22 protein-coding genes and 1 pseudogene are annotated in these 23215 nt (G+C 63.1%); 6 read left to right on the plus strand and 17 right to left on the minus strand.

Going from position 1 to position 23215, the window contains the following annotated elements:
- Window positions 1-286: 286 nt before the first annotated feature.
- Both J7I92_RS11720 and J7I92_RS11725 read left to right on the plus strand, forming a co-directional pair.
- A complete protein-coding gene (locus J7I92_RS11720) occupies window positions 287-1672 on the plus strand; it encodes an MFS transporter (RefSeq protein WP_311380297.1) in 1386 nt (461 codons plus the stop codon).
- Window positions 1673-2066: 394 nt separating this feature from the next.
- A complete protein-coding gene (locus J7I92_RS11725; protein ID WP_139362912.1) occupies window positions 2067-2213 on the plus strand; it encodes a lmo0937 family membrane protein in 147 nt (48 codons plus the stop codon).
- 86 nt (window positions 2214-2299) lie between these two features.
- Here J7I92_RS11725 and J7I92_RS11730 read toward each other — a convergent pair whose 3' ends face one another.
- From J7I92_RS11730 to J7I92_RS11740, 3 genes are all read right to left on the minus strand, one after another.
- Window positions 2300-2530: a Rieske (2Fe-2S) protein gene (locus J7I92_RS11730; RefSeq protein ID WP_214840752.1), complete on the minus strand. Its 231-nt coding sequence runs from the start codon at window positions 2528-2530 to the stop codon at window positions 2300-2302.
- Window positions 2531-2725: 195 nt separating this feature from the next.
- Complete coding sequence (locus tag J7I92_RS11735; protein ID WP_214840656.1) at window positions 2726-3466, minus strand: GAF domain-containing protein; 741 nt, start codon at window positions 3464-3466, stop codon at window positions 2726-2728.
- Window positions 3467-3818: 352 nt separating this feature from the next.
- Window positions 3819-4253, minus strand: coding sequence for an Hsp20/alpha crystallin family protein (locus J7I92_RS11740; protein WP_214840658.1), 435 nt, complete (start codon window positions 4251-4253; stop codon window positions 3819-3821).
- A 175-nt stretch (window positions 4254-4428) separates the two neighbouring features.
- Here J7I92_RS11740 and J7I92_RS11745 point away from each other — a divergent pair, with 175 nt between their 5' ends.
- Window positions 4429-4692, plus strand: a complete 264-nt coding sequence (locus tag J7I92_RS11745) for a hypothetical protein (RefSeq protein ID WP_214840660.1) — start codon at window positions 4429-4431, stop codon at window positions 4690-4692.
- A gap of 21 nt (window positions 4693-4713) precedes the next feature.
- Here the strand turns inward: J7I92_RS11745 and J7I92_RS11750 are convergent, their stop codons facing one another.
- The 5 genes from J7I92_RS11750 to J7I92_RS11770 all read right to left on the minus strand — a co-directional run bounded on the left by J7I92_RS11750 (window position 4714) and on the right by J7I92_RS11770 (window position 12329).
- Window positions 4714-5148: an ester cyclase gene (locus J7I92_RS11750; RefSeq protein ID WP_214840662.1), complete on the minus strand. Its 435-nt coding sequence runs from the start codon at window positions 5146-5148 to the stop codon at window positions 4714-4716.
- Window positions 5149-5254: 106 nt separating this feature from the next.
- Window positions 5255-7885, minus strand: a complete 2631-nt coding sequence (locus tag J7I92_RS11755) for a LuxR C-terminal-related transcriptional regulator (RefSeq protein WP_214840664.1) — start codon at window positions 7883-7885, stop codon at window positions 5255-5257.
- A 23-nt stretch (window positions 7886-7908) separates the two neighbouring features.
- Window positions 7909-8721 carry a hydrolase gene (locus J7I92_RS11760; RefSeq protein ID WP_214840666.1) on the minus strand — a complete coding sequence of 271 codons (813 nt, stop codon included), beginning with the start codon at window positions 8719-8721 and terminating at the stop codon, window positions 7909-7911.
- A 19-nt stretch (window positions 8722-8740) separates the two neighbouring features.
- A complete protein-coding gene (locus J7I92_RS11765) occupies window positions 8741-10912 on the minus strand; it encodes a glycogen debranching N-terminal domain-containing protein (protein WP_214840668.1) in 2172 nt (723 codons plus the stop codon).
- 175 nt (window positions 10913-11087) lie between these two features.
- On the minus strand, window positions 11088-12329 hold the full coding sequence (locus J7I92_RS11770; RefSeq protein ID WP_311380289.1) for an aromatic acid/H+ symport family MFS transporter: 1242 nt from the start codon (window positions 12327-12329) through the stop codon (window positions 11088-11090).
- Here J7I92_RS11770 and pntB point away from each other — a divergent pair.
- Window positions 12299-13771 (plus strand): Re/Si-specific NAD(P)(+) transhydrogenase subunit beta, encoded by a 1473-nt coding sequence (gene pntB / locus J7I92_RS11775; protein WP_251039828.1) that lies wholly within the window; start codon window positions 12299-12301, stop codon window positions 13769-13771. The genes J7I92_RS11770 and pntB overlap by 31 nt on opposite strands.
- Before the next feature lie 49 nt (window positions 13772-13820).
- Here the strand turns inward: pntB and J7I92_RS11780 are convergent, their stop codons facing one another.
- Both J7I92_RS11780 and arfB read right to left on the minus strand, forming a co-directional pair.
- Window positions 13821-14435, minus strand: coding sequence for a carbonic anhydrase (locus tag J7I92_RS11780; RefSeq protein WP_214840672.1), 615 nt, complete (start codon window positions 14433-14435; stop codon window positions 13821-13823).
- Between the two features lie 43 nt (window positions 14436-14478).
- The gene (gene arfB, locus J7I92_RS11785; protein WP_214840674.1) at window positions 14479-14901 is read right to left on the minus strand and encodes an alternative ribosome rescue aminoacyl-tRNA hydrolase ArfB; all 423 of its coding nucleotides are present in this window, start codon (window positions 14899-14901) and stop codon (window positions 14479-14481) included.
- A gap of 194 nt (window positions 14902-15095) precedes the next feature.
- On the opposite strand from arfB, the gene J7I92_RS23870 reads away from it, so the two are divergent.
- A complete protein-coding gene (locus J7I92_RS23870; RefSeq protein WP_251039849.1) occupies window positions 15096-15320 on the plus strand; it encodes a hypothetical protein in 225 nt (74 codons plus the stop codon).
- A pseudogene (locus J7I92_RS11790) lies at window positions 15245-15647 on the plus strand (D-arabinono-1,4-lactone oxidase). Before J7I92_RS23870 ends, J7I92_RS11790 begins: the two are co-directional and overlap by 76 nt.
- A 37-nt stretch (window positions 15648-15684) precedes the next feature.
- Here the strand turns inward: J7I92_RS11790 and J7I92_RS11795 are convergent.
- The 7 genes from J7I92_RS11795 to J7I92_RS11825 form a co-directional block, all read right to left on the minus strand.
- A complete protein-coding gene (locus J7I92_RS11795; RefSeq protein WP_214840676.1) occupies window positions 15685-16422 on the minus strand; it encodes a GntR family transcriptional regulator in 738 nt (245 codons plus the stop codon).
- 96 nt (window positions 16423-16518) lie between these two features.
- Window positions 16519-17319: an IclR family transcriptional regulator gene (locus J7I92_RS11800; protein WP_214840678.1), complete on the minus strand. Its 801-nt coding sequence runs from the start codon at window positions 17317-17319 to the stop codon at window positions 16519-16521.
- 182 nt (window positions 17320-17501) lie between these two features.
- Window positions 17502-19148 (minus strand): L-glutamate gamma-semialdehyde dehydrogenase, encoded by a 1647-nt coding sequence (gene pruA, locus J7I92_RS11805; RefSeq protein ID WP_214840680.1) that lies wholly within the window; start codon window positions 19146-19148, stop codon window positions 17502-17504.
- A 52-nt stretch (window positions 19149-19200) separates the two neighbouring features.
- Window positions 19201-19875 (minus strand): GntR family transcriptional regulator, encoded by a 675-nt coding sequence (locus tag J7I92_RS11810; RefSeq protein WP_214840682.1) that lies wholly within the window; start codon window positions 19873-19875, stop codon window positions 19201-19203.
- Between the two features lie 71 nt (window positions 19876-19946).
- Window positions 19947-20858: a proline dehydrogenase family protein gene (locus J7I92_RS11815; RefSeq protein ID WP_214840684.1), complete on the minus strand. Its 912-nt coding sequence runs from the start codon at window positions 20856-20858 to the stop codon at window positions 19947-19949.
- Window positions 20859-21050: 192 nt separating this feature from the next.
- Window positions 21051-22100, minus strand: a complete 1050-nt coding sequence (locus tag J7I92_RS11820; protein WP_214840686.1) for an IS110 family transposase — start codon at window positions 22098-22100, stop codon at window positions 21051-21053.
- A 516-nt stretch (window positions 22101-22616) separates the two neighbouring features.
- Complete coding sequence (locus J7I92_RS11825; protein ID WP_214840688.1) at window positions 22617-23213, minus strand: HutD family protein; 597 nt, start codon at window positions 23211-23213, stop codon at window positions 22617-22619.
- Window positions 23214-23215 lie beyond the last annotated feature (2 nt).

Genomic DNA, 23215 nt, shown 5'->3' on the forward strand with positions numbered 1-23215 from the left:
CGAGAAACTTAGAGGGTGGCGCGAGCAAAAACAAGCCTTGCTTTCGGGGCGAAGACCGCCCAGTGAAACGATGCATGCGTGCTTGCGCCCGGCGGTAGAGAGACGCCTTCCGTGGAGACGTTGACGTAATGCAGCTCACCCTTTACGATTAATGAATCGATTCAAATGCGCTGGCCCCTGGCTTGCGCTTTGGCTTTCCGGCCGCTCGAACAATCACGATCATGAAGATCATCCGGAATGGAAACAGTCCCGGTTCCTTGCCAATGACGACGAAGGAAATCAGCCAATGAGCATTACGCCCCCAGGGGATGTCCGCTACAACCTCGAAACCAGCATTAGTCGCAGGGACCCCAAGAAGGCTGCGATGAGCGGCTGGATCGGAAGCGCACTTGAGTACTACGACTTCGCGTTGTACTCGCTGGCCGCGACGCTCATCTTCCCCGCCATCTTCTTCCCCTCCCAGAACCCGACCGCCGCGATCATCGCCTCGCTTGCGACCTATGCGGTTGGTTACATCTCTCGTCCGGTCGGCGCTGTGGTCCTGGGGGCGTACGGAGACAGACATGGCCGCAAGCACGTGCTCGTCTTCGCTATGCTGCTCATGGGCTTCGCGACCTTCGCGGTCGGACTCTTGCCAACCTACGGACAGGTCGGGATCCTCGCACCCGTTCTTCTGGTGATCCTCCGCCTGATCCAGGGGTTCGCAGTCGCAGGCGAGCTCGGCGGTGCTAGCGCGATGATCGTCGAGCATTCCCCGGATGCCAAGCGCGGCTTCTTCACGAGCTTCAGCCTTCAGGGCACCCAGGTCGGCTCGATCCTGGCCACCGCTGTCCTGCTTCCGCTCGCCGCTTTTCTCCCCGACGACCAGTTTGAGATTTGGGGATGGCGCATCCCGTTCCTGCTCAGCGCCATCGTGATCCTGGCCGGGTATTTCATTCGTCGTCGGGTGCAGGAGCCCCCGGCGTACGTAGCGCAATCCGAAAAGGGTGAGGCGAAGCGCCGGTTCCCGCTCTTTGACCTGCTGCGCACCCACCCATGGGTCATGGTCCGTTGTGTCATCATGACGTTCACCAACGTGATCGGCATGGCAACCCTCATCTTTGGCGTGTCCTACGCAACCCAGAAGGGCTACGGCATCGGCTACTCCAGCAGCGAGTTCCTGTGGGTGACGCTCATGGCCAATTTGGCTGCAGTGGTGACAATCCCGATGTTCGGCGCGCTGTCCGACAGGATCGGCCGGCGGACGCTCATGGTGGCGGGCGGTATCGGTGGCGGTCTGCTTGCGGGGGGATACTTGTGGGCGATCGATCAGAGGAGCCTTGTGCTCGTCTTCGCGTGCGTCGTGATCGTGCAAGGAATCTTCTTCCAGATGTGGAACGCAACCTTTGCCACTTTCTTTCAGGAGCAGTTCCCTATGCGGATCAGGGTGACCGGGTTCGCGGTGTCACAGAACCTCGGCCTCATGATCGCGTCGTTCTTCCCGAGCGTCTTCACGGCGATCGCTCCGCCCGGGTCGACGAACGTTCCGGTCGTCATCGGGCTGACCACGTTCGGCATTTGCCTCGTCGCGGCGTTTGCTACCCTCCTGTCCTCCGACACCAAGGGCAAGTCGCTCGAAGACCTCGAAGTTCATAAGGCCCATTCGCGACCACTCAGGAGCGGGCGGGCATGAGCTCGGCCATGATCGAGGGACCGAGTCGCAGCTCGCGCCTCCCCCCGCCCATTTTGGAGCGCCGATACTGGACCATTCGTCTGCCTGACCCGGCTCGGGGCGCCGGGCCTTTGGGCGGCAGGGCCTGCGGTGAACGTCTCTAATTGTCCAGGGTTCTCTGGACAATTAGGCGAAGAAGCTATTTCCGGCAACCTGATCCTGACATAGGGTGAGAAGCACCACAGGAGATGCGGAATCGGGTCCGATGAGAGCGAGAGATACGAGCATGATCCTTGCCGGCAGCGCCCTTGGGCGACCTTTTGGCAGTCATGTCATTTCCTGCCGGCCGCCAAAATACTCAGGGCGGCACGGACGCAAAACCAGCATTTCCATCCGCCAAACGAAGGAGACTCTCGTGTTGCTTTGGATAGCCATCATTATCGCGGTTCTCTGGCTTCTCGGCCTGCTCGGCAACATCGGCGGCGGGTTAATTCACTTGCTTTTGGTGATAGCCGTGGTCGTCCTGATCTTCCACTTCATTCGTGGCAGGTCCCGCGCCTAAATTCGAAACTCTGTTCCCCCGCCGCGGGCGGGGGAATACGACTGCCCGGCCACATTCGCAGTCTTTCCGGACGGGCAACGTTGCCTCTACAAACGCGCCCGCAGTTGAATCCGCCCTTCTTGGACCCGCGCCTCGTAGCTTGGTTCAGGCGAGCTTGCCGGTCCATGCACGACGCTGCCGTCGACGAGGCGGAACGTGCTGCCATGCCAAGGGCACGTCACGCAGCCGTTCTCGATCGAGCCCTCGTGGAGGGGACCGCCTGCGTGGGTGCATGTGCTGTCAAGGGCGACGATCCGGCCGCCGTCGCGGAGGACCATCACCTCTACATCCCCCGAAGGGAGTAGTTTCAATGGTGAATATCGCGGTGGTTGTTGGCAGCACCCGGCCCGGACGTCGGAGCAACATCGATCCCGTTCGAGGCAGGCACCAGCCAAATGGAGCACCGCTGAGTCGCTTGGTGTCGGTGGGGCGGCCTGCTCGCCGTCCTTGCGGGTTCGTTTGCTTCAGCGTGCCTATGGATAGTCGTCAGTGGAGTCCAACAGTGAGTCCTTACGCCCGTGCTCTTCGGCAGCCGGAAGTGCGGTGCCGGTTCCGGCGGTCGGAACCGCGGGAAATCTGGACGCCATATCGTGCACGACTGCCTGCAGGTAACGCATGGCCGATTCGTTCGTGAGCCCGAACTCGCGAATCAAGGTCCAGACCGCCAGCTCAATTACGGAAAGAAGGGTTTGTCCGGTGCCGGCCCCGGCTTTTCGTCCCAGCTCCAGCAACAACTGACAGACCTTGGTCAAGCGGCGCGTGAAGGCAATCGCTGCCACAACATCAGCGCTGGTGAACGCGTGGGGACAAGCTCCGTATAGGCTGAACGCGGCACTGGCCTCCTCCACGGTCATGGGGACCGAGAGTACCGAACCGATGCCCTGGCTGGCGACGGCTGCTGAGAACCCCGGCCATCTACGGTCGACGGCGGCATCGGGTATGTGGATGAATTCCCCGCCGGCTACGGCGGCGCGGGCAGGACCGTCAGCGAACTGCCGTTGAACGCCGTCGATCTCACATGCCTTGCTGGAGCCTGATGCCCAGTTGCGGAGTTCACCTGAACCCACCTGTGTGATGGCCCACAGAAAACCGCGTGCCTGCCCGCCCGTTTCGCCCAGGAATTCCTGTACCGCATCAATCAGGAACGCCTGCACGTCAGGGCTGTCCAAGATCGCGACAGGGAAGATGCCTCCGGCTTCGGGTCGGCTGTTCAAGGAGGCTGCTTCGGCCATGGTCCACGCTCAAAACAAGATGCGACGGCCTACTTCAAAACCTGTAGCAACAGCATACGACTAACCGCCGGTTTCTGCGCATGCATTATTCCGCGCGGTCAGAACGAGGCCTAAGCCCATCCATTGAATCCAGTGTCTTTGCAGTCTTGGTCGCAGTTCATGCGTTTATTTAGGCGCAACGGGCGAACCACTGCTTGCTCCGCATCCGCTGGACGGGCCGGGCGGGGGAAGTTCATTGACCTGTTCGTCGCTCAGGGGATGCAACATGAGTCCCCGGCCGGTGATGGCCGGGGACCGCGGGGCGGGACATCCGTGCACAGCCGCTGCATGTGCGCTACAAGGCGCGGTGGCGTTCTTCGAATGCCTGCTGGCCTCCCTTGGTCTCGATTTCAATCTTCCGCGGCGTCGCCTGGGCCGCGACCGGGATACGCAGCGTCAGGACCCCGGCGTCGTAGCTGGCCTTGACCTTGTCCGCCTCCATGGCGTCACCGAGAATGAGCTGACGGCTAAAGACGCCGCGGGGCCGCTCGGCAGCCACCAACTCAGTGTCCTTACCGAACACGTCTTTCCTCTCGGCGCGCACCGTCAGCACGTTCTTCTCCACGCCCAGATCAATCGAATCGACGGCCACCCCCGGCAGGTCGAGCGCGACGATGTATTCATCGCCTTCCCGCCATGCGTCCATAGGCATTGCTGCCGGATGGGCCGCCGTGCCCAGGACCTGTTCGGCGAGGCGGTCCAAGCGACGGAACGGATCGAGCATCAACATGACATGCCTCCTTGATCATCTTCGATCAGGCTGATCTATATCCGCTGACATAGATTTAAATAGCACCGGGCGCCGCAGCTGGCAAGAGTTTCAGGCGGGGTTTAAGCCAGTCTTTGGGCTAGCCGTGGCGGCTTGGCACCCTCCTCGTTGTCCTCTTTCCGGGCGAGTGTGCGGGTTGAAGCCGGATCTGATCACCCTCAACGGCGGGGGTAACGACCTGATTTTGAGACCCAAAGACCTGCCCGAACGCAGCTGGCGGGAAGCCAAAGCCGACGACATTCTTTGGGCACGCGAACACCTGTTCCCCTGGGTTCTTCAGCGCCTGAAACAACGCATATCGGAAGAAGAACACCCGATGGCAAAGCGGCCTGATGCCGGCCCCGTTTTCGGAGCCGGCATGCCACCCCGGACAGACATCAAAGCACACCCCAAACGCTAGCCAGAAGGCGATGGACTAGGACTAGCGGGCGGCTGATGTACCGGCCGCCGCCGGGGTCAGCTGTTGCAGCACTTCCGCCCAGTTGGTAACTACGCGGCGTTCCGTGATGCGGCCGTCAACCACGCGCTCAAGGGTCAGGCTCTGGCTGGACACCGGAAGTCCGGCCGGAGCTATCCCTTGGAATTCGCCCCCGCTGTGAACCGCCGTCATTGTCACCCTGCAGGCAACGAGGTCACCCTCGGCCACCTGGTCCTCCACGGTGAACCGGGTGTTGCTGAAAGCGGTGTTCCAGCCACGAATGACCTCGATAAGTTCGTCACGCCCGGCCGGCTCGGCGTCTCCGTGGACATAAGCCCGGAGTTCAGGCGAGAGGATGTCCTGCAGCGCGCCGTAGTCCTGCTCCTCGAAGGCCGTGAAGAATCTGCGGACAACTGCCTTGTTCTGTTCGGTGTTCATCGTGATTTCCTTTCCGTGCCCCGGTGCCGTCTGCACCGGACACGCTCAAGGTACGGCTCGAGGCCTCGGTCCAACACCGTGTGCTTACGCATAAAGGAGGGGGAGTTCAAGGCTTGGGGAGGGGCTTTCTGCCTGCCGGCACCAAACCGGTGGCCAGCCCATGCCGGAAGGCGAAATGTGCTGCGGCAGTCCGGGCAGCGGGTCCGCTGACACCCAGTTTTAAATACAGATTGGCGATGTGCCGTTCAACAGTCCGGATGCTGAGCCCCAAGGCCGCTGCAATGTCCTGGTTGCTGGCACCCGAAGCCAGGTGCCCCAGCACTTCAACCTCCCTCCTCGTGAGCGGCCGGCCGGCGTCGTCCGTTCCATCCGGCAAGGACGACGGCGTTGCGGCCTTTTCCACCGCGGCCACCAGGTGTTCGGGATGGTCGGCTGAGGCTGCACCGCGACTGGCGATGGCCTCGAATGCTTCGTTCCCCATCTGGGCCCGCACCATCCGGGACGTGTGGGAGTACTCCTTCCGGTCGACAGTCCACAGCCGCGCACCGTAATTCTCCAGCCGGGCCTGAGTAGCTCCAAGCAGCATTGCTGAGGCCTCCAGGTCGCCCACGGCAGCCGCCAACGACCCGTACGCGGCCAGGGCCATAGTCAGGCCCCAGTCGTCACCTGCGGCCCGGGCTGTTGCCCACGACTCGGCGAGGTAGCGGCGGGACCGGTCAAAATCTCCCCCGATCCGGGACAACTGGCTCAGCCGGACGCAGCGCCGGGCGATGGCGAACTGGTTGCCCAGGCGCCTGGCGATAGCAAGGCTCTCTTGGTGGCACTTGGCGGCGCCCTCCAAGTCCGGCTGCAGGAAAGCCGCGTCACCTTGTGCGAAAAGACACGCAGATACCCACCAGTCGTCCCCGGCCGCCCGCTCAAGTTCCACCCCACGGGAGGCCAATGCCGCAGCCTCCTGGGGATCAGCTTCCATGGTGATGTGGGCCAGGTAGTTCAGCTGGCGCCCCACACCGGCATCATCGTTGACAGAAGTGAACTTCTCGATGGCCTGCTGCCAATACTGGCGGGCCTGGTTCACCTGTCCCGCGTGCACGGCCAGGAAACCGCTGGAATCAAGGAGTTCTGCAGTGTCCCCAACGGACAGGTCCTGGCTGCGGGAAAGATAACGGAGGTGCCATCCCAATCCTTCTTTGAACTCGCCGCGCATCTGCCAGAACTGTGCGAGGCTGCCGGCGGCGCTTGCTCCCAGGGCGGCACCTTCGGTGGAAGCAAGCCCCCACGCCAGGGCCTCCCGGAAGTTGCCCCGGTTCCGGTCCAGCCGCTGCATCCACACTCGCTCCCAGCGGCCGTTCAATTCCTGCGCGGCCTGGCGGGCGACGGCGGCAAAGTGCTCCGCGTGCCGGGCGCGGAACCGGGACCGCCCCCCGCTGATACGGAGCTGTTCGTCCGCATACTGCCGCACCACCTCAAGGAGCCGGAACCTTCGGCTCCCGTCTGTCCGCGATTCAACCACCACCAAGGAGTGATCCACCAGATCGGACAACGCATCCAGGATGTCACCATCGCTTAGGACGCCGCCAGGACAGACGTGCTCAGCATCGTCGAGCTCCCATCCGCCGGAGAATACCGACAGCCGGGCCAACAACGCCTGCTGGGCAGGTGGCAGGAGATCAAAGCTCCAGTCGAGGGCACGGCGGAGCGTGGCGTGGCGTCTTGCTGCAGCGGGCTGGTTCCTCGTCAGCAGGGACAAAGCATCCTCCAGCCGCTCTGCCAGCTGGTCAGCCGTCAGGATTTTCATTCTTGCCGCCGCAAGCTCAAGGGCCAGCGGAAGCCCGTCCAACGTCCGGCAAATGCGTGCAACGGCGGATGCATTGTGCGAACTGAGGCCAAAAGAGGTGTCGGCCGCCCTGGCACGTTCAGCGAAGAGCGCGACGGAGGCAACTCCGGCAATGTCGGCGGGAGCCGCCGCAGCGGCCGAGGCTGGTGGAGGTACCGCCAGGGGTTCAAGCCGGAGGCAACGGCTGCCGGATCCCCCAAGAGCCGCCCGGCTGGTGGCAAGGACCGAAAGGAGAGGGCAGGCGGCAAGCAGGAAGACGCCCACACTGGTGCATGCCGCGGCCAGGTGCTCGCAATTGTCGAGAACCAACAGCGTGGGGGCAGCATTCAGGCTTTCGGCGAGTGCCGGGACCGATATGTGGCCGGAGCTGACCTTGACATCAAGTGCCGCAGCAATGGCGGAGTCAACAAGGGCCGGGTCCGTAGTGGCTGTCAGGTCCACCCAAAACACCTGGGACCCGGGCCGCCTGCTTATCTCGGTGGCAACAGCAAGGGCAAGACGGGTTTTGCCGCATCCGGCGGCCCCCGTGATGGTCAGCAACCCGCCACTGGAACCCAGCCATTCCAGTAGCTGCGCCAGCTCCTGCGCCCTGCCGATCAACGGGTTGGGCGGCTGGGGCAGGTGGGCCGGAGAGGCATTCGGATTGGATGCACCATCGGTGGTGTTTGCCGGGTCGTGCAGCTGGCGGGCACGTGCCACCGCGTCCTGATGGCTGTGCACGCCGAGCTTCGGAAATACCTGGCGAAGATACCATTTCGCCGAACCACGAGCGATGCCAAGGCGTTCGGCGATCCCTTCGGCGGCAAGGCCCTGCGCAAGCATTGCAACCACCTCGGCCTCCCGCCGGGTAAACCCCTGCAGCCCGGCCGATCCGGGCGGATGTTGTTTAATTGGGGTCATTCTGCACCTCGAGCCGCAACGGTTCAGGTCAAATGGTCGAAGTCTCCTCGCGCCCAAGCAGCGTGGCGTTGGGCGGAATCGTGCAGGATGGCCTTGGCTCCGGACGCGATTACATTGTTGAAGTTGCCGTAGATCCGGTCGAACTTGAGCTCTCCCAGCTGCGCGGCGATTCGCAAGGCCACCGAACCGGATAGCGGCAAATGATTCGGGTAGCTGCGCATGAAGGCGATCGAGTGACGGTCTGGATTCGGATAAACGCTGTCACCGGTCAGCAGAACTCCTTTGCCGCCAGCTCCTGCCGCCCAGTGTGCCACCGCGCTGCCCGGGAAGTGCCCCCCGGTCTGGTGCAGTGTCAACCCTTCGGCGATAGTTTGACTGCCGGACCAGTATTCGATGGCCGGATCATTGCGCCCCAGCCATTCCCGGTCTGCGTCCGCCACAAGTATAGGAACGCCACCGAGCCGATGCGACCATTCGACCTGTACACCAAACATGTGTGGATGGCTGGCGGCGATCGCCAGGACCGGGCCTCGCTCGAGCATTGCCTGCACAGCGCCGTCATCGACAAATCCAACCGGATCCCACAGCAGTGAACCCTCGTGTGTCACCACAAGCTGAGCGGTCTGGCCGATCCCGACTTTGGGCTCCGTCTTGAGCCCGCTCAGTCCCGGCTCGTTCTCCTTCAACAACGTCTGCTGGCCCTCCTGTGCCAGACCGTCCAGTGTCAGCCACTTTTGTCCGTCCTCGGGCACATACTGCCGCTCATCTGTGCAGATCGGGCAGAGCCCCGGGGTAGGTTCATCGCGCTCGACGGCGCAGGTTGCGCAAATCAGCATGGTTGGTCCCTTCTACCCGCTAGCCGTCGCTCTTGGGCGCCAGGTTTCGGCGTAGCATTTCCAGCTCCGAAAAGTTGTCCAGCGGAGGCCTGGTTCCCCTGTGGAACACCATTCCTTCGGGCAATCCCTCCACAGCCGCCTGCGTTCCGGAGATGTCCACGGTAACCCGCGCCGCACCGACCGGCACATTAGATGCATGCATGGCTCCCCAGGATGCCGGCAGTACCGGGTCCATCCAAAGCCCGCCCAAGGAGACATGAGCCTCATAACGGAGAAGGCTGCGGAGCAGCATCACCGGTGCTGCAGACGCCCACGCCTGCGGGGAGCAGGCAGTCGGGTAGGGGAGGGGCTCAGGGCACTGAGAGCGGCTGAACCCGCAGAACAGCTCCGGCAGTCTGTTGTCCGTGTATTCGGCGGCCTCCAACAATGCAGAGGAAAGGGTCTGGGCTTCCTTCACAAATCCGTAGCGCATCAGGCCGGCAACTATGAGTGCATTGTCATGTGGCCAGACGGAACCGTTGTGGTAGCTGACCGGGTTGTATGCACCCATGTCCGTCGCCAGGGTGCGCACGCCCCAGCCGCTGAACATCTCCGGGGACATGAGCCGGTCGGCAACGTGGTGAGCTTTGTCCGCATCCACAATGCCGGACCACAGGCAGTGACCCATGTTGGAGGCGCACGCATCCACCGGCCGCTTGTCCCGGTCCAATGCGATCGCGTAGTACCCGCGGTCCGGCAACCAGAACGCCTCGTTGAACCGCTTCTTCAATCGGGCGGCGCGGTCCTGGAGCTCGGCCTCCAGCTGCATGTCGCCGGCGTCGTGGGCCATCCAAGCGCGTGCGATGTATGCGCTGTAAACGTAACCCTGCACCTCGCACAATGCGATGGGAGCCTCCGCGAGGCGGCCGTCGGCAAAATTGATTCCATCCCAAGAGTCCTTCCAGCCTTGATTAATAAGGCCCTGATCGTTGAGGCGCTCATACTCGACGAAGCCGTCACCGTCACGGTCGCCGTAGTCCCTGATCCAGGCCAGAGCTCGGTCCGCATGGGGAAGCAGCGCTGCTATGTCCTCCGCGGAGACTGCCCAGCGGGACACTTCGCCCAGCAAGGCCACGAACAGGGGCGTGGCGTCGGCGCTGCCGTAGTAGGCGGACTTGCCGCCAAGTGCCAGACCGGTGCCGACGCCGAACCGTACCTCGTGCAGGATCCGCCCCGGTTGCTCTTCCGTCAGGACGTCCTCCACTGAGCCTTGCCTGTCGGCCAGAGTCTGCAGTGTTCCGAGAGCAAGCGACGCGTCGAGCGGCAAAATCATGGAAGAGGACAGCAGCGAATCCCGCCCGAAGAGCGCCATGAACCATGGTGCACCCGCTGCGGCGACCATGCGGTCGGGATGGTCCGGGTCAACGATTCGCAGGGCACCCAGGTCAGCGTGGCTGCGAAGCATGGTTCGTTCCACGGACGGATTGCCCAGGGTCAAAACAGGGATAGTCGCAACCCAGGCCTGCTGCCGCCTGTCCTGGGGAGAGGGGGTGTCCGGAGCCGGGCGAAAATGCAGCTCTTCCGCGACCTCTCCCAATTCAGGAACTACCGTAGCTTGGACACTCCATTGTCCTTGGGCAGGAATAATCGTGTGGAACTGGAGACCGTCGGTGCTGACGTCGCAGCCAGGTGCCCGCACGATGACGGCCTTCCTCACCCCCTGCCAGACGGCCTCGATCCTCAGAGCCCCGTCCTCGGGCCGGCGTGTATGTTCCCACTGCCGATGGAACCGCCCGTCCTTCACTTCAAAGAGGTCAGCGAAATCCGTATCTACGGAGAGCGCGATGTCGCAGGCAGCTGGCTGTTGGGAGTAATTGTGGATCGTGATGTCCTCCAGGATGCCGGCACCCAACTCTCTGCTGCGTTCAACCGTTAGAGGGCTATCGGCCCGGCCGTCGGCACGCACTGCCCTGGCGATATAAGTTGCCCGAAACGGTGAAGGAGTCCAGGCACCTAGCGGCTCCAGCTCTTGACCGTTGATGGTGAGGCACCAGCGGGAGAGGATTCTGGTGTCCCGATGAAAAACGCCATGAGGGTGGTGGGCGAAGATGTCCCCGCTCTGCAGCGATATGCAGAAAGACGATCCCTCCACCAGAGTTACCGCGCCCGGTCCAGTGGGACCGGCCGCATTGTCCGCATTCCATCCGGCCATCTTGGCCCCCTTTTGCAGAACGTCCACGCGTATCGTGTCGGATTATTTGAATCTACGCCCGGCAATGAACGCGCGCCATATCGTCGGCCACCCCGGCCGGCAGCTATGGGAATTGTCTGAACAGCGTCAGACCCGCCGTGTTCGCGAGCCGGTCTGACGCTGTTCAAAGGTGTACTTATGCCCGGAGCCTTCGGGGGACGGTGAAGACAACGACGGCTCCGAGGACCGCAAAGATGGCGAACATGTAGAAGTTCATTTGCCAGCCGAAAGCCAGGCTCGCTACCGCGCCGCCAATGATCGGGCCGCAGATCGCGCCGATCCTGCCCACGCCCAGCGACCAGCTCAAAGCTGTTGCACTGAGTGACTGCGGGTAGTGGGTGGCGCAATAGCCACCTACCAGGATTTGGGTTCCCACCGAACCGAGGCCGGCGAAGGCAACGATGACCAGCAGCATAGCCAAGGGCAGTTGGAGCGTCAGCATCAGAATGGCAACGAAGGCCAGCAGGAAGGACGCGGTGACCACTTTCTTAATGCCTATCCGATCGGCAACCACGGAGGCGCTGATGGAACCGATGATGGCGCCTGCATTGAGCACAAGGAGGAAAGTCAGCGAGTCTCCAAGGTTGAACCCGGCCTGCCGCATGATTTGTGGAAGCCAGGTGTTCAGGCCGTAGACCAGAAGCAGGCCGCAGAAATTTGCCAGGGCGAAAAGGATGGTGGAAAGCAGGAACTTGCGCGTGAAGATGATCCTCAGGCTGGATCCGGCCGCAGTCCCCCGAGCAGTGTCGTCGCTGGAAACGATGTCGGAATAGATCAGGCCGAAGCGGTCCGCGGTGGCCTTCGCTTCCCCGGTGCGCCCGGTGCGCGCCAGGTATGCCACGGACTCGGGCAGCAGCTTCCATGCCACCGGCAGGAGAGTCACCAGTGGCAGAGCCCCGATCGCATAGAGCCAGCGGAATTCGACGTGCTGGAGGAGGTTGATCGCCAGCAGAGACGCTGCCACGCCGCCAACGGAGTATCCGCTGAACATCACTGCGTTGGCTATCTGGCGCCTCTCTTTGCGGGCATACTCGACGGTCAAGGCGATGCAGGTGGGAACAATGCCACCCAGGCCAAGCCCGGTCAGGAAGCGCAGTGCGCCGAAAATTTCGGCGGAAGGTGCAAAGGCCGTCAGGAGCATGCAGACGGAGAACATGGTGATGCTGGCCAGCATGATTCGACGACGGCCCAGCCTGTCGGTGAGCATCCCGACCGACATGGTCCCGAGTAACATCCCGACCAGGGCGAGGCTGCCGATCATGCCCGCTTGGGCAGTTGTCAGCCCCCACTCCTGGTACTTACACGCCGCATGCTCGCGATGTTCTCCAAGGAAAGCAGGGGACAGGGATGAGCACCGTACGCGAAGCAACTGCAACAATAACGAGGAGCATCACCGTGTCCGATACCGTCTCCGGTCCGTTGACAGCAGAGTCCATAGCCGGGGCTGCGTACATTGCCGCGGCCCTGCTGTTTATTCTTAGTCTTGCAGGCCTGAGCAGGCACGAGAAGGCACGTTCAGGAGTCATCTACGGCATCTGGGGTATGGCGATCGCCTTGGCCGCCACCATCTGGCTGACCCTCCAAGACGCGTGGGGGACAGCGCACGGCCGTACCGGGCTTGTCCTGCTCGTGATCGCGGTCCTGATCGGCGGTGCGGTCGGCCTGTGGCGGGCCCGCGTGGTCCAAATGACCGGCATGCCCGAGCTCATCGCCCTGCTGCACAGCTTCGTTGGCCTCGCCGCCGTGCTCGTCGGCTGGAACGGGCACCTCGAAGCTCCCGAACTGCCCGATGGTCTCAAGGCTATCCACCACGCTGAAGTCTTCATCGGAGTCTTCATCGGAGCCGTGACCTTCACCGGCTCCATCGTCGCCTTCCTGAAACTCTCGGCCCGCATGAAGTCATCACCCCTCCTGCTGCCGGGCAAGAACGGCATCAACCTCGGCGCCCTAGCCGCGTTCGTCGCCCTGACCATCTGGTACGTCAACGACTCCCAGCCGTGGCTGCTCGTGGTCGTCACGCTGCTAGCCCTGGGACTGGGCTGGCACCTCGTTGCCTCCATCGGTGGCGGCGACATGCCCGTCGTCGTCTCCATGCTCAACAGCTACTCCGGCTGGGCCGCAGCCGCCGCCGGATTCCTGCTCAACAATGACCTTCTCATCATTACCGGCGCCTTGGTCGGCTCCTCGGGCGCCTACCTTTCCTACATCATGTGCAAAGCCATGAACAGGTCCTTTGTCTCCGTGATCGCCGGCGGCTTCGGCCTAGAAGCCCCCAGGGGAGGGGACACCGACTACGGTGAGCACCGTGAGATTACGGCCCAGGCAACCGCTGAACTGCTCACCAACGCCGCCAGCGTCGTCATTACCCCCGGCTACGGCATGGCGGTCGCCCAGGCCCAATACCCCGTCGCTGAACTCGCCCAGCAACTGCGGGAGCGGGGAGTGGACGTCCGGTTCGGGATACACCCGGTCGCCGGCCGGCTGCCAGGTCACATGAATGTCCTCCTTGCCGAAGCCAAAGTTCCCTACGACATCGTCCTGGAGATGGATGAGATCAACGAGGACCTCACGGGGACTTCGGTCGTCCTGGTCATTGGAGCCAACGACACCGTCAACCCGGCGGCCGCGGAGGATCCTGGCAGCCCCATCGCCGGCATGCCCGTGCTCCGTGTCTGGGAAGCAGAGAACGTCGTGGTCTTCAAACGCTCCATGGCCGCAGGCTACGCAGGGGTGCAGAACCCTCTGTTTTTCCGGGACAACTCCCAGATGCTCTTCGGCGACGCCAAGCAACGGGTCGAGGATATCCTCCGTGCTTTCTAACCCATGATCAGGTTGTGGGCGGCCACAGGAGGTGCGGCCCTCACTAGCTTTAGAGGACGCCGGCTGTGGAGACGAGCTGCGCCCGGCCCTCTTCGAGCCGGTATGCGACGCCGACCACCGCGGTGGAGTAATTGTCCACGACGTCGAAAATCATTCGTGAACTGTCCAGCAGCCGGCGCACGGTCTGCTTGACGTGTTCGACGACCATGTCGTCGACGTCCGTCTTGTCCTCACGCAGCGCCCTCAGGACCGACGGTGTGATCCGTTCAACCAGGTCGCGGATGTGGCCCTGGGGTTCCTCCCCGGTTTCCACGGCTTCTTTCGCGGCTGTGACGGCGCCGCAATTGTCATGTCCGAGGACTACGATCAGCGGGACGTGCAGGACCGAGACCGCGTACTCGAGCGAGCCGAGAACGGCGTCGTCGATCACGTGCCCGGCTGTGCGCACCACGAAGACGTCGCCGAGGCCGACGTCGAAGATGATCTCCGCGGCGAGACGGGAGTCCGCGCAGCCAAAGATGACTGCGAACGGATTTTGGGCATTCACCAGCTCGCTGCGTCGGGAGGCGCTCTGGTTCGGGTGCAGCGAGTCTCCCGTGACGAAACGCTCGTTGCCGTCAAGCAGGCGGTGCCATGCCTCGTACGTGCTGATTCTGTTGCTCACCCTACTTACTGTAAGGGGGCTTCCTGACGGAGCGCTCGGCAACCTACTCTGCGGATGGCCGCCGTCGCTGCCGTTTAGTCGCCGCCCGCTGTTCCTTGGCGGCGAGCCGGCGACGCTGGGAGCCTCGGGTGGGCTTGGTCGCCCGGCGGTGAGGAGCCTCCGGAGCAAGAGCCTCTGCCAACAGGTCGGCGAGTTTGCTCAGGGCTTCCTCCCGATTGCGAAGCTGGGAGCGGCGCTCGGAGGCGCTCAGCGTGATCACCCCTGCGATGAGACGCTTTCCGAGACGCGTGACCAGCGTCAGCCGCTGGCCGTCCGAAAGTGCCGCTGACGCGCCGATGTTCCATGAAAGTTCGACGCGGCTGTCCGAGGTGTTGATGTGCTGACCACCAGGCCCCGACGATCGCGAAAACCGCCAGCGAAGTTCCGACGCGGGAATTGTTAGCGCGGGCGACACCTCCAGATCCATGGGACAAGCCTTGCACGATCTGCAGGATCACGCCTCCGTGTCGCCCCGCCGTTGCAGCGTCGTCGACACCACCGTCGCCAGTCGGGCCTGTGATTCCAGCCGGGTAGTCGAAACTCCAGCGCTTCCTTGTACCCCTGGAGCCGTCCGTCCTTGGCCGGGGCCGGGATTGTGGCGTTAATGAAGGCGATGCGCCGGTGCCCGCCGTGGAGCTGGCCGTGGAGGACCGCTACTACCTGCAGGAACAAATCACATACCCCACGTGGGCTGAGACCCGCGCAACGTGGCAGTCCGATATCGACGCGAACCGGCATTACTCGTTCCTCTGGTGCCCGGACGACGGTTCATGCGAACTCCTGGACCTCCCCGGTTCGTTCGGAGCGAGGACGGGCTGGCCGCCGTTGAGGCCGTCCAGGACCTGATCCGCACCAAGTATCCCGAGCAGAAATACCCTGTGGAGGTCCGCTGGATGAAGGCCGATGAAGGTTACATGTCACAATTCCAAGGACGCGACAGTACTGTCATCACCCTGACCACTGAACCGGGGACGGACTACTGGCAGTTCTTCCGGGAGGCCGATGCTGTCCTGCAGGAGTTCGAGCGGCGCCCACTGGGGAAAGATCCATTTCATGACCAGGAGCCGCCTGGAACGCCTCTACCCGGAACTGGAAACTTTCATCCAGATACGCCGCGAGTTCGACCCCCGGGGAATGTTCCTCAACGACCACACGCGTGCCCTGTTTGGCTGACCGGTGGTTGTCGCCCCACGCCCGTCCAGTGCCCAAGCTAGCGTGTTACGAGACGTTTCTCGAGGCGCTGGCGGGCACCGGCCAGGGACTGCTTGGTGAGCCTCGTGGCTTCCTTCACGTCACGGGCGCGGGCCGCCTCGAGGATGGCAGGCTGGGGCGTCCAGAGACTTGCGTCGTTTTGCTCGATTGCTTCTGTGGCACCAATGACCTTATACGGGCGGCACTGCAGCCAGAGGTTATCTATGACGTCCATCAGCACAGGGTTGCCGCCTGCCGAGTACAAGGTGCGCAGCAGGTCTTCGTCATCATCCAGCGCATCCCACACGCGGCCCTCCTTGACGGCCTTTTGCATGCGGACGCACGCGGCCTCCATGCGGGCGACGTCCTTGTCAGTAACCTTGGCAGCACCGCGGCGGGCCGCTTCGACTTCCAGGGTGGCCCGCACTTCGTAGATATGAATCAGTTCGCCGACGGTGAATTCCCGGACGACCGCACCGCGGTGTGCGGCAACACGGGTTGCAAGTCCTGTTTCCTCGAGCCTGCGGATTGCTTCACGGACAGGCATGACGCTGGTGCCGACCATCGCCGCGACGTCCCGGACCCGCAGGGGCGAACCGCCAGCCAACTCGCCGGTGAGGATGGCTGTGCGCAGTGCCTCGTACACTTGATCCGCTACGAGGGTGGGCGTGATCGAAAAGGACGACGACGATCCGGACCCCTGCAGGCCCTTGGTGATCTCCGGCTTTGGAGCGGCGTCAGCTTTTTTTCCTGGCATGGAATCGATCCTAAGGTGGCCGGGCCGGTTTTGCCTTTATTCCTCTGAGATCGGTGACCGCCGTCGTCGAACATTGACAAGGAGCGGTCAGCCGCCTCAGGCGGGGATGCCCGCGTGGCTCAGCTCCGCCGCGGCCTCGCGCGTGGAGGCGATGAACCAGCCACGGGCGTCGTCTGTGTCCGCACGTTCCAGCGGCACCATGGTGGTAACTACTCCGGCAAGGGTGCCCGCCTCGCTGAAGACAGGGGCGCTGACTCCCCAGATGCCCGGTGCCAAGGCACCCGAACTGGTCGCGTACCCGCAATCCCTGATGGCCTCCAGATCGTTGCGGATGCTCAGCAACTCATCGCCGGCCAGGAAATGGCCAGCCAGGACCTCGTCTCGTTCCTCCTCCGGCAAGAAGGCAAGGATTGCCCGTGCACTGGCGCCGTTCAGGAGGGGCCGGGAGCGTCCGGCGGCGTAGCTGCAACTGAGGATATGCGCGCTTTCGACGGATTCAACACAAAGAGCGTCCCGGCTGCTTTGCACAAGGTAGGCGGCCAGTTCGCCCGTCTCGCGCGACAATTGCTCGAGCCTTTGCCTAACCTCGCCTTGGGCTAGAGCCTCCTGGCGGTAGTTGTCCGCCAGCCGTATGACCTCGGGGCCCGCCGAGTACCGGCCGAGGATTCGGCTTTCCACCACGAATCCTGCCTGCAGCAAGGTCTGCAGGTGCCGGTAGACCGTTGATGCCGGAAGGCGGAGGAGGCTGGCGATTTGCTCTGCGCTGAGGCTCCGGTGCCGGGCGAACAGGAGCAGGATGGACATCGCCGTACCGCGGTCATCCCGCCGTTTCGTGGAGACGGCCGGCGCGGTCTGATTTTCTGGAGTCGCTTTGCGGGGGATGGTTCGTTTCTTCATGGGAAAACTTCCGAGGTTGTTTGGAAGGCCGGAGAGGACAGCAGCCGCCGCCTGAGCATGGTCAGGCGGCGGCTGCTGTGTAGCCGTTGGACCGTTGCGAGGGAGCCGACGGCGGTTGGAGGCTAAGTGCGCGGGTGCGCACCCAGCCGGCTACTGGGACCCGAGGTTGCGGGGTCCGGGTTTTACTGGGCGAGGTACGGCTGCCGCCATTCCGACGACGGCGAGAAGTTCTCGTGGATGAAGCGGCCGCTGAGCCACCTCTGCAGGGCCAGGCGGGAACCGGCCTTGTCATTGGTGCCGGAGCCGCGGCCACCGCCAAAGGCGACCTGTCCCATGAGGGCGCCGGTGGGCTTGTCATTGATGTACGTCATGCCCGAGGCGTTGCGGAGCTTGTCCAGGGCAAACGAGACGGCCCGACGGTCATTGGCAAAGATGGACAGGGTCAGGGCATAGTTGCTCGTCTGGTCCACCAGGTCCAGGACGGACTCCCACTCGTTGTCCTCGTAGACGTAGACCGTCAGGATGGGACCGAAGAACTCCTCGCTCATGGTGAAGGCGTGCGGATCGGTGGTCTCGAAGATCGTGGGCTCAACGAACCAGCCCTCTTCGGCGTGGACGCTGCCGCCGGCCAGGAGGGTGTGGCTCGGGAGGGCCTTGGCCTTCTCGAGGGCAGCCTCGATCTTGCGCAGCGACGTCTCATCGATGACTGCTCCGAGGAACGTCTCGTGCTCGGCCACATCGCCCACGCGGAGCGACTTGACGGTCTCGACGAGTTCGTCCTTGATCTGGGTCCAGATGCTGCGCGGGATGTACGTGCGTGATGCCGCGGAGCACTTCTGGCCCGAGTACTCGAAGCCACTCCGGATCAGGGCGGCGCGCAGGGCATCGGCGTCGGCGGTCGGGTGTGCCACCACAGCGTTCTTGCCGCCCGTTTCGCCCACCAGGCGGGGGAAGGAACGGTACTGGTCGATGTTGTCTCCGGCTTTTTTCCAGAGGCTGCGGAACACGTCCGTGGAACCCGTGAAGCTCAGGCCCGCAAAGTCCGGGTGGCTCATCGCCTGGTCGGAGATCGCACGGCCCGAGCCGTGGACGAGGTTGATCACACCTGGCGGAAGGCCGGCTTCCTCGAACATCCGCATGAGGACGTCATTGCTGAGGGCCGCCTTCTCGGAGGGCTTCCAGACAACGGTGTTTCCCATGAGTGCGGCAGTGGTGGGAAGGTTGCTGGCAATGGCGGTGAAGTTGAACGGCGTGATAGCCAGGACGAAGCCTTCCAGGCCGCGCTGGTCCAGCGAGTTGCCTTCGCCCTGCAAGGACTCGGGCTGATCAGCGAAGATCTGCTGGGCGAGGTGGGCGTTGAAGCGGAAGAAGTCCGCTACTTCGCTGGCGGCGTCGATCTCTGCCTGGTGGAACGTCTTGGACTGCCCCAGCATGGTGGTGGCTACCAGTTCGTCCCGGTACTTGCCGGCGGCCAGGTTTCCGGCGCGCAGGAAGATTGCGGCCCTTTCCCACCAGGGAGTCCGTGACCAGTCGTGCTGGGCGGCCAGGGCTGCGTCGATCGCCGACTGGGTTACTGACTCATCGGCAGTGGGGATGCGGCCCAATACCTGGGAGTGGCGGTGGGGAGCTGTGACGTTGCGCAGCTCGCCGGTCATGGAGCGTACCCCGTTGATGACGTGGGGCAGGTCGCGGACGCTGGATGTGACCTCGGCGATCATCTTCTTGACCGAGGCCGCCTCCGGTGAGCCGGGACGGAATTCCCGCGACGGCTCGTTGTAGGGCGTGGGGACCTTGAAGTTTCCAGTAACGCTGACAGATTGGGTGGACATTATCTGGGTTTCTCCTTTTGGACGTTCCCGGACCTTGGGGGTCGCGGGTTGGTTATTGGGTTTCGAGCCGCAGCTCCAGCCGGCGCAGCGCGCTGGCCAGGGAGTCCGCGGTGATAGTGGTGGCGGCGGCGGTGTCGCCGTCGAGTAGTGCCTGGACCAAAGCTGGTTGCGGAGTCCAGAGCGTGTTGTCGTTCTTGGCAAGGGCTTCCGTTGCGCCGATCACCTTGTAGGGCCGGCACTGGAGCCAAAGTTGTTCGATGGTGCTGACGAGGACGGGATTGCCCGAAGCCCGGTACAGGGTCCGGAGCACATCCTCGTCCAAATCCAGGGCGTCGATGATGCGGCCTTCCGCAACGGCCTTCCGCATCCTGCCGCAGGAGGCCTCCATCTCCCGCAGGCCACTTCGGCTGACATGGGGGGCTCCCTGTGTCGCAGCTTGCACCTCGAGGATGGTCCGTACGTCGTAGATGTGGATCAGTTCAGTGGCAGTGAACGTCCTGACCACCGCACCTTTGTGGGGGATGCGGGTGGCCAATCCTGCTTCTTCCAGCCGGCGGATGGCCTCCCGGACGGGCATGACGCTGGTGCCTACCATGGCCGCCAGGTCGCGGACCCTAAGGGGCGACCCGGATTCCAAAGTGCCAGTCAGGACGGCTTTCTCCAGGACCTCATACACCTGGTCTGCCACCAGCGTGGGGGTGACTGGACCGGTCATTTGAAGGCTCATGGAGATCTCCGTTTCTAGCTGGACTGCGGTAGACGTGATATTTGATCACATCCCAGCTTACGCCAATACGGTTAGCCTCCGATGAGGGAGCGAAGGAAGAGCAGCAGGTTGGCTGGTTTCTCCGCCATGCGGCGCATCAGGTACGGGTACCACTGCGTTCCGTAGGGGAGGTACACGCGGACGCGGTATCCGTCGCGGACCAACTCATCCTGCAACTTCCTCCGGACTCCGTACAGCATCTGGAATTCGAAGTCCCGCTTGCCCAGTCCAAGCTCGGCTGCGGTTTCCTTGACGACGTCGATGCAGGTGTCGTCGTGGGTTCCGAAGGCCGGGTCGGGGAGGTGCTGAAGCGCCCAGCGGGAAAGATACTTGTACTGCTCGGTGACCTCGTCCGCAGCGCACAGTGCAGCGGACGAGGATTCGTCAAAGGCGCCTTTGACAAGACGGATCCGGGGCTTGATGTCTGTAAAGGACAAAAGATCCTCGGGCGTTTGGCGCATGTTCGCCTGAATCGCGACCCGCGTGTTCGGGTGGTCCGGCAGGATGCTCTTGTAGATGGCAAGAGTCTCCCGGCCAACCGAACTGTGTTCCATATCGACCTCCACGGTTGCCCCGTGAGTGGCCGCGGCGTTGAGGAGGGTCTTCAGGTTGTTCGCACATTCCTGGGGGTCGATCATGATGCCCAGTTGCGAAAGCTTCACCGAGACGGTCGAGCCAGGAGCATGGCCCTGGATGTTCTCGATGGCGCCCTGGTACTCCTGGGTGGCTGCTTTTGATTGCGCTAACTGGTGGACCGATTCGCCCAAAAGATCCAGGCTGACATCGATACCAGCCCGGTTGAGGGCCTTCGTGGCAGACCAGGCCTCTACCAGCCCGCGTCCCGCAACATACCGGTCCACAATGGGGCGGGTCAGCCGGTTGCGCGTGGCAATGGCTTCAAGTTTCTTATTCTCTGCGACATGCAGGAGAAGTCTGTTCGGCATAGGTGCACTTCCTAAAAGTCGCCGCGGTGGACCGCGGTTCCCGGCTGCCGGCCATTCCCTGGATGCGGGGGCCCGGGCAGTTAATGTGGCCCAACTCTCTTCCGAGTGTTGTTTAGACCACATTAGCTTGTGATCACAAATCACACAATAGGTATTTTGGATCGCATGAAAATGACTCTTCTATGGGTTGTGTCAAGCCATGATGGTTTGGAGCTGCCGAAAGATGGAGCGGCAGACGTAGCGTTTGAGGTTCCGGCGGATCTCACGGTTTGATTTTCCAATTGCCCTGCTGCGTGCCACGTAGTTCTTGGTTTCGGTGTCGAAACTCATGCGGGTGCGGACGATGACGTCGAAGGCGCGGTTGAGTTGGCGGTCTCCAGATCGGTTGAGCCGGTGCCGGGTTGTGTTGCCTGAGGACGCCGGGCGCGGGGCGACGCCGCCGAGTGCGGCGAAGGCAGCCTCTGAGCGGATACGACCGTGGTGAGAGTAGGCGCAGATGATGATCGCTCCTGTTACGGGCCCGACTCCGGGGACGGATTGAAGCCCCGGAGCCAATTCTTCGGTGAGTTGGGCCAATTCCTTGTGATTTTCAGCGAGTCTGGCGGTGAGGTCCTTCACTGCCAAGGCGAGGCGTTTGGCCTCGGTACGAGCGATGCGGATCACGGGGTCGACGCCGTTTAAAGTCCGCCATGCTGCGATGGCGGTGATCTGTGCGTCCCGCAGGGATGCTCGGGCGTCGATTCCGAGGTCTATGCCGCGGAGCAGAGCCGTGAGGGCGTTGCGATTGGCGGTGCGTTGATGATCGAGTAGGGACCGGGAGGCCAGCAGTATCCTGATCGCGGCTCTGGTCCCTGCCGCGCGGGGTTCTGTCACCTGGTCGCGCGGTCGTCCCAAGACTGAACGGGCCGCGGCTTCGGCGTCGATGGGATCCGACTTACCGGTGAGGGCCCGCGATGAGCGGGTGGGTGGCCTGACCTCGCCTACGTCGATGCCAGCTGCAAGTAGGGCCTGGGTGAGCCGGGCTCCGTAGGAGGACGTGCCCTCGACGGCAGCGAAGACCCTCTGCCCACCGGTGCGTCGTCGGATCCAGGTGATCGCGCGGTCCATCCCCGATGAGGTGGCGGGGAAGGCCGCGGTATCGACCACTGCGCCTGTGGAGGCATGAATGGCCGTGAAAGTGTGTGTGCGGGCGTGGGTATCGACTCCAACAACGAACTCAAATTCCTCGGCGATAATTGCCATCGTGTGTTCTCCTTCTATTGAACCGGACAGGTGGGCAGGACCTGCGTGGGTTGCATCGGAGACGCATCTGTAACGGGTCACACCAGAGGCGGACAGTCTTCTGATCAGGTCATCCGGGGCGGGCAGGCCGGTGCCCGGGGAACGGTGCGGACGAGTCATTTTCAAGACACCGCATACGCGGGTCGGATATACCCTGAGTCACGCCCCACTCTCCGGGACCAGCCTGCCAGCTGGCCTCGGGCCGGCTACTGACCATTACAGACGTTCCCGGGTTTGAGAACGGTGCCAATTCCGTGCTTAGCTCTGTCCTGCCCACGGCTTCGCTTGGATGATGGCTTGCACAGCGGCAGGCCAGGAAGCCGGTGGCGGCCCGTCCCGCAGCGGGGCGGGGACATTGCGCCCACGGCACTGCCTAACGACGACGATGTCTGCGGGGGCGGCCTTGGCCGGAAGTGGACGGCTGCGTCTACTGCACGGGACCTGAGGCGGACTAAGATCCGTCGGCGGACCTGGCTACTACACCGCGCGAACCCTTGCGATAGCCATAAGGCACCCTTCGGCTTCAAGCTCCTCGGATTGTGCGCCCAGGACCAGCGTTGCCAGGTCCGCCAGTTTCCTGCCATCAGATAGTGCGGCCGTGCCTTCAAGGACGGTTACCGCAACAATGCCGGTCCGCGGATCCAGCACCACGTTCCCGTCAAGCCGCTCGACGCCCGTCGATCCGGTGCTGGAGCCACGGCGGGTCATGAGATTCAAGCCAAGCTGGGGCGCCGCCCTATCGAGTTCGATCGCCACGGCTGCTTCGCCTGTGAACTCAACCTGCTGACCCAGGCGCAGAGTGCAGTCCAGGTCGTCCACGGTCATTTTCAACGGTCCGTAGCTTGCGAGCGTAAAGACCCGGTCGATCCCGGGAAGCAACGAAAAATCCGCCTCCCGGGTCAGTTCGGCCAGACTCAGCCGCCACTCGTAGCCCACGGAGCGCATGTCCGAAGAGTGCTCGGGGCCGCTCTTGGTGCTGATACTGATTTCTTTCGTGTAGCCGGCGCGGTTGGCCCAAGGGGCTGGTGGCAGCTCCTGCGGCAGGACGATGCGGGCGGTGTGCTGGACAGTCATGT

Origin of the sequence: Arthrobacter sp. ISL-72, assembly GCF_018613755.1 — a bacterium.
Lineage (GTDB): Bacteria > Actinomycetota > Actinomycetes > Actinomycetales > Micrococcaceae > Arthrobacter.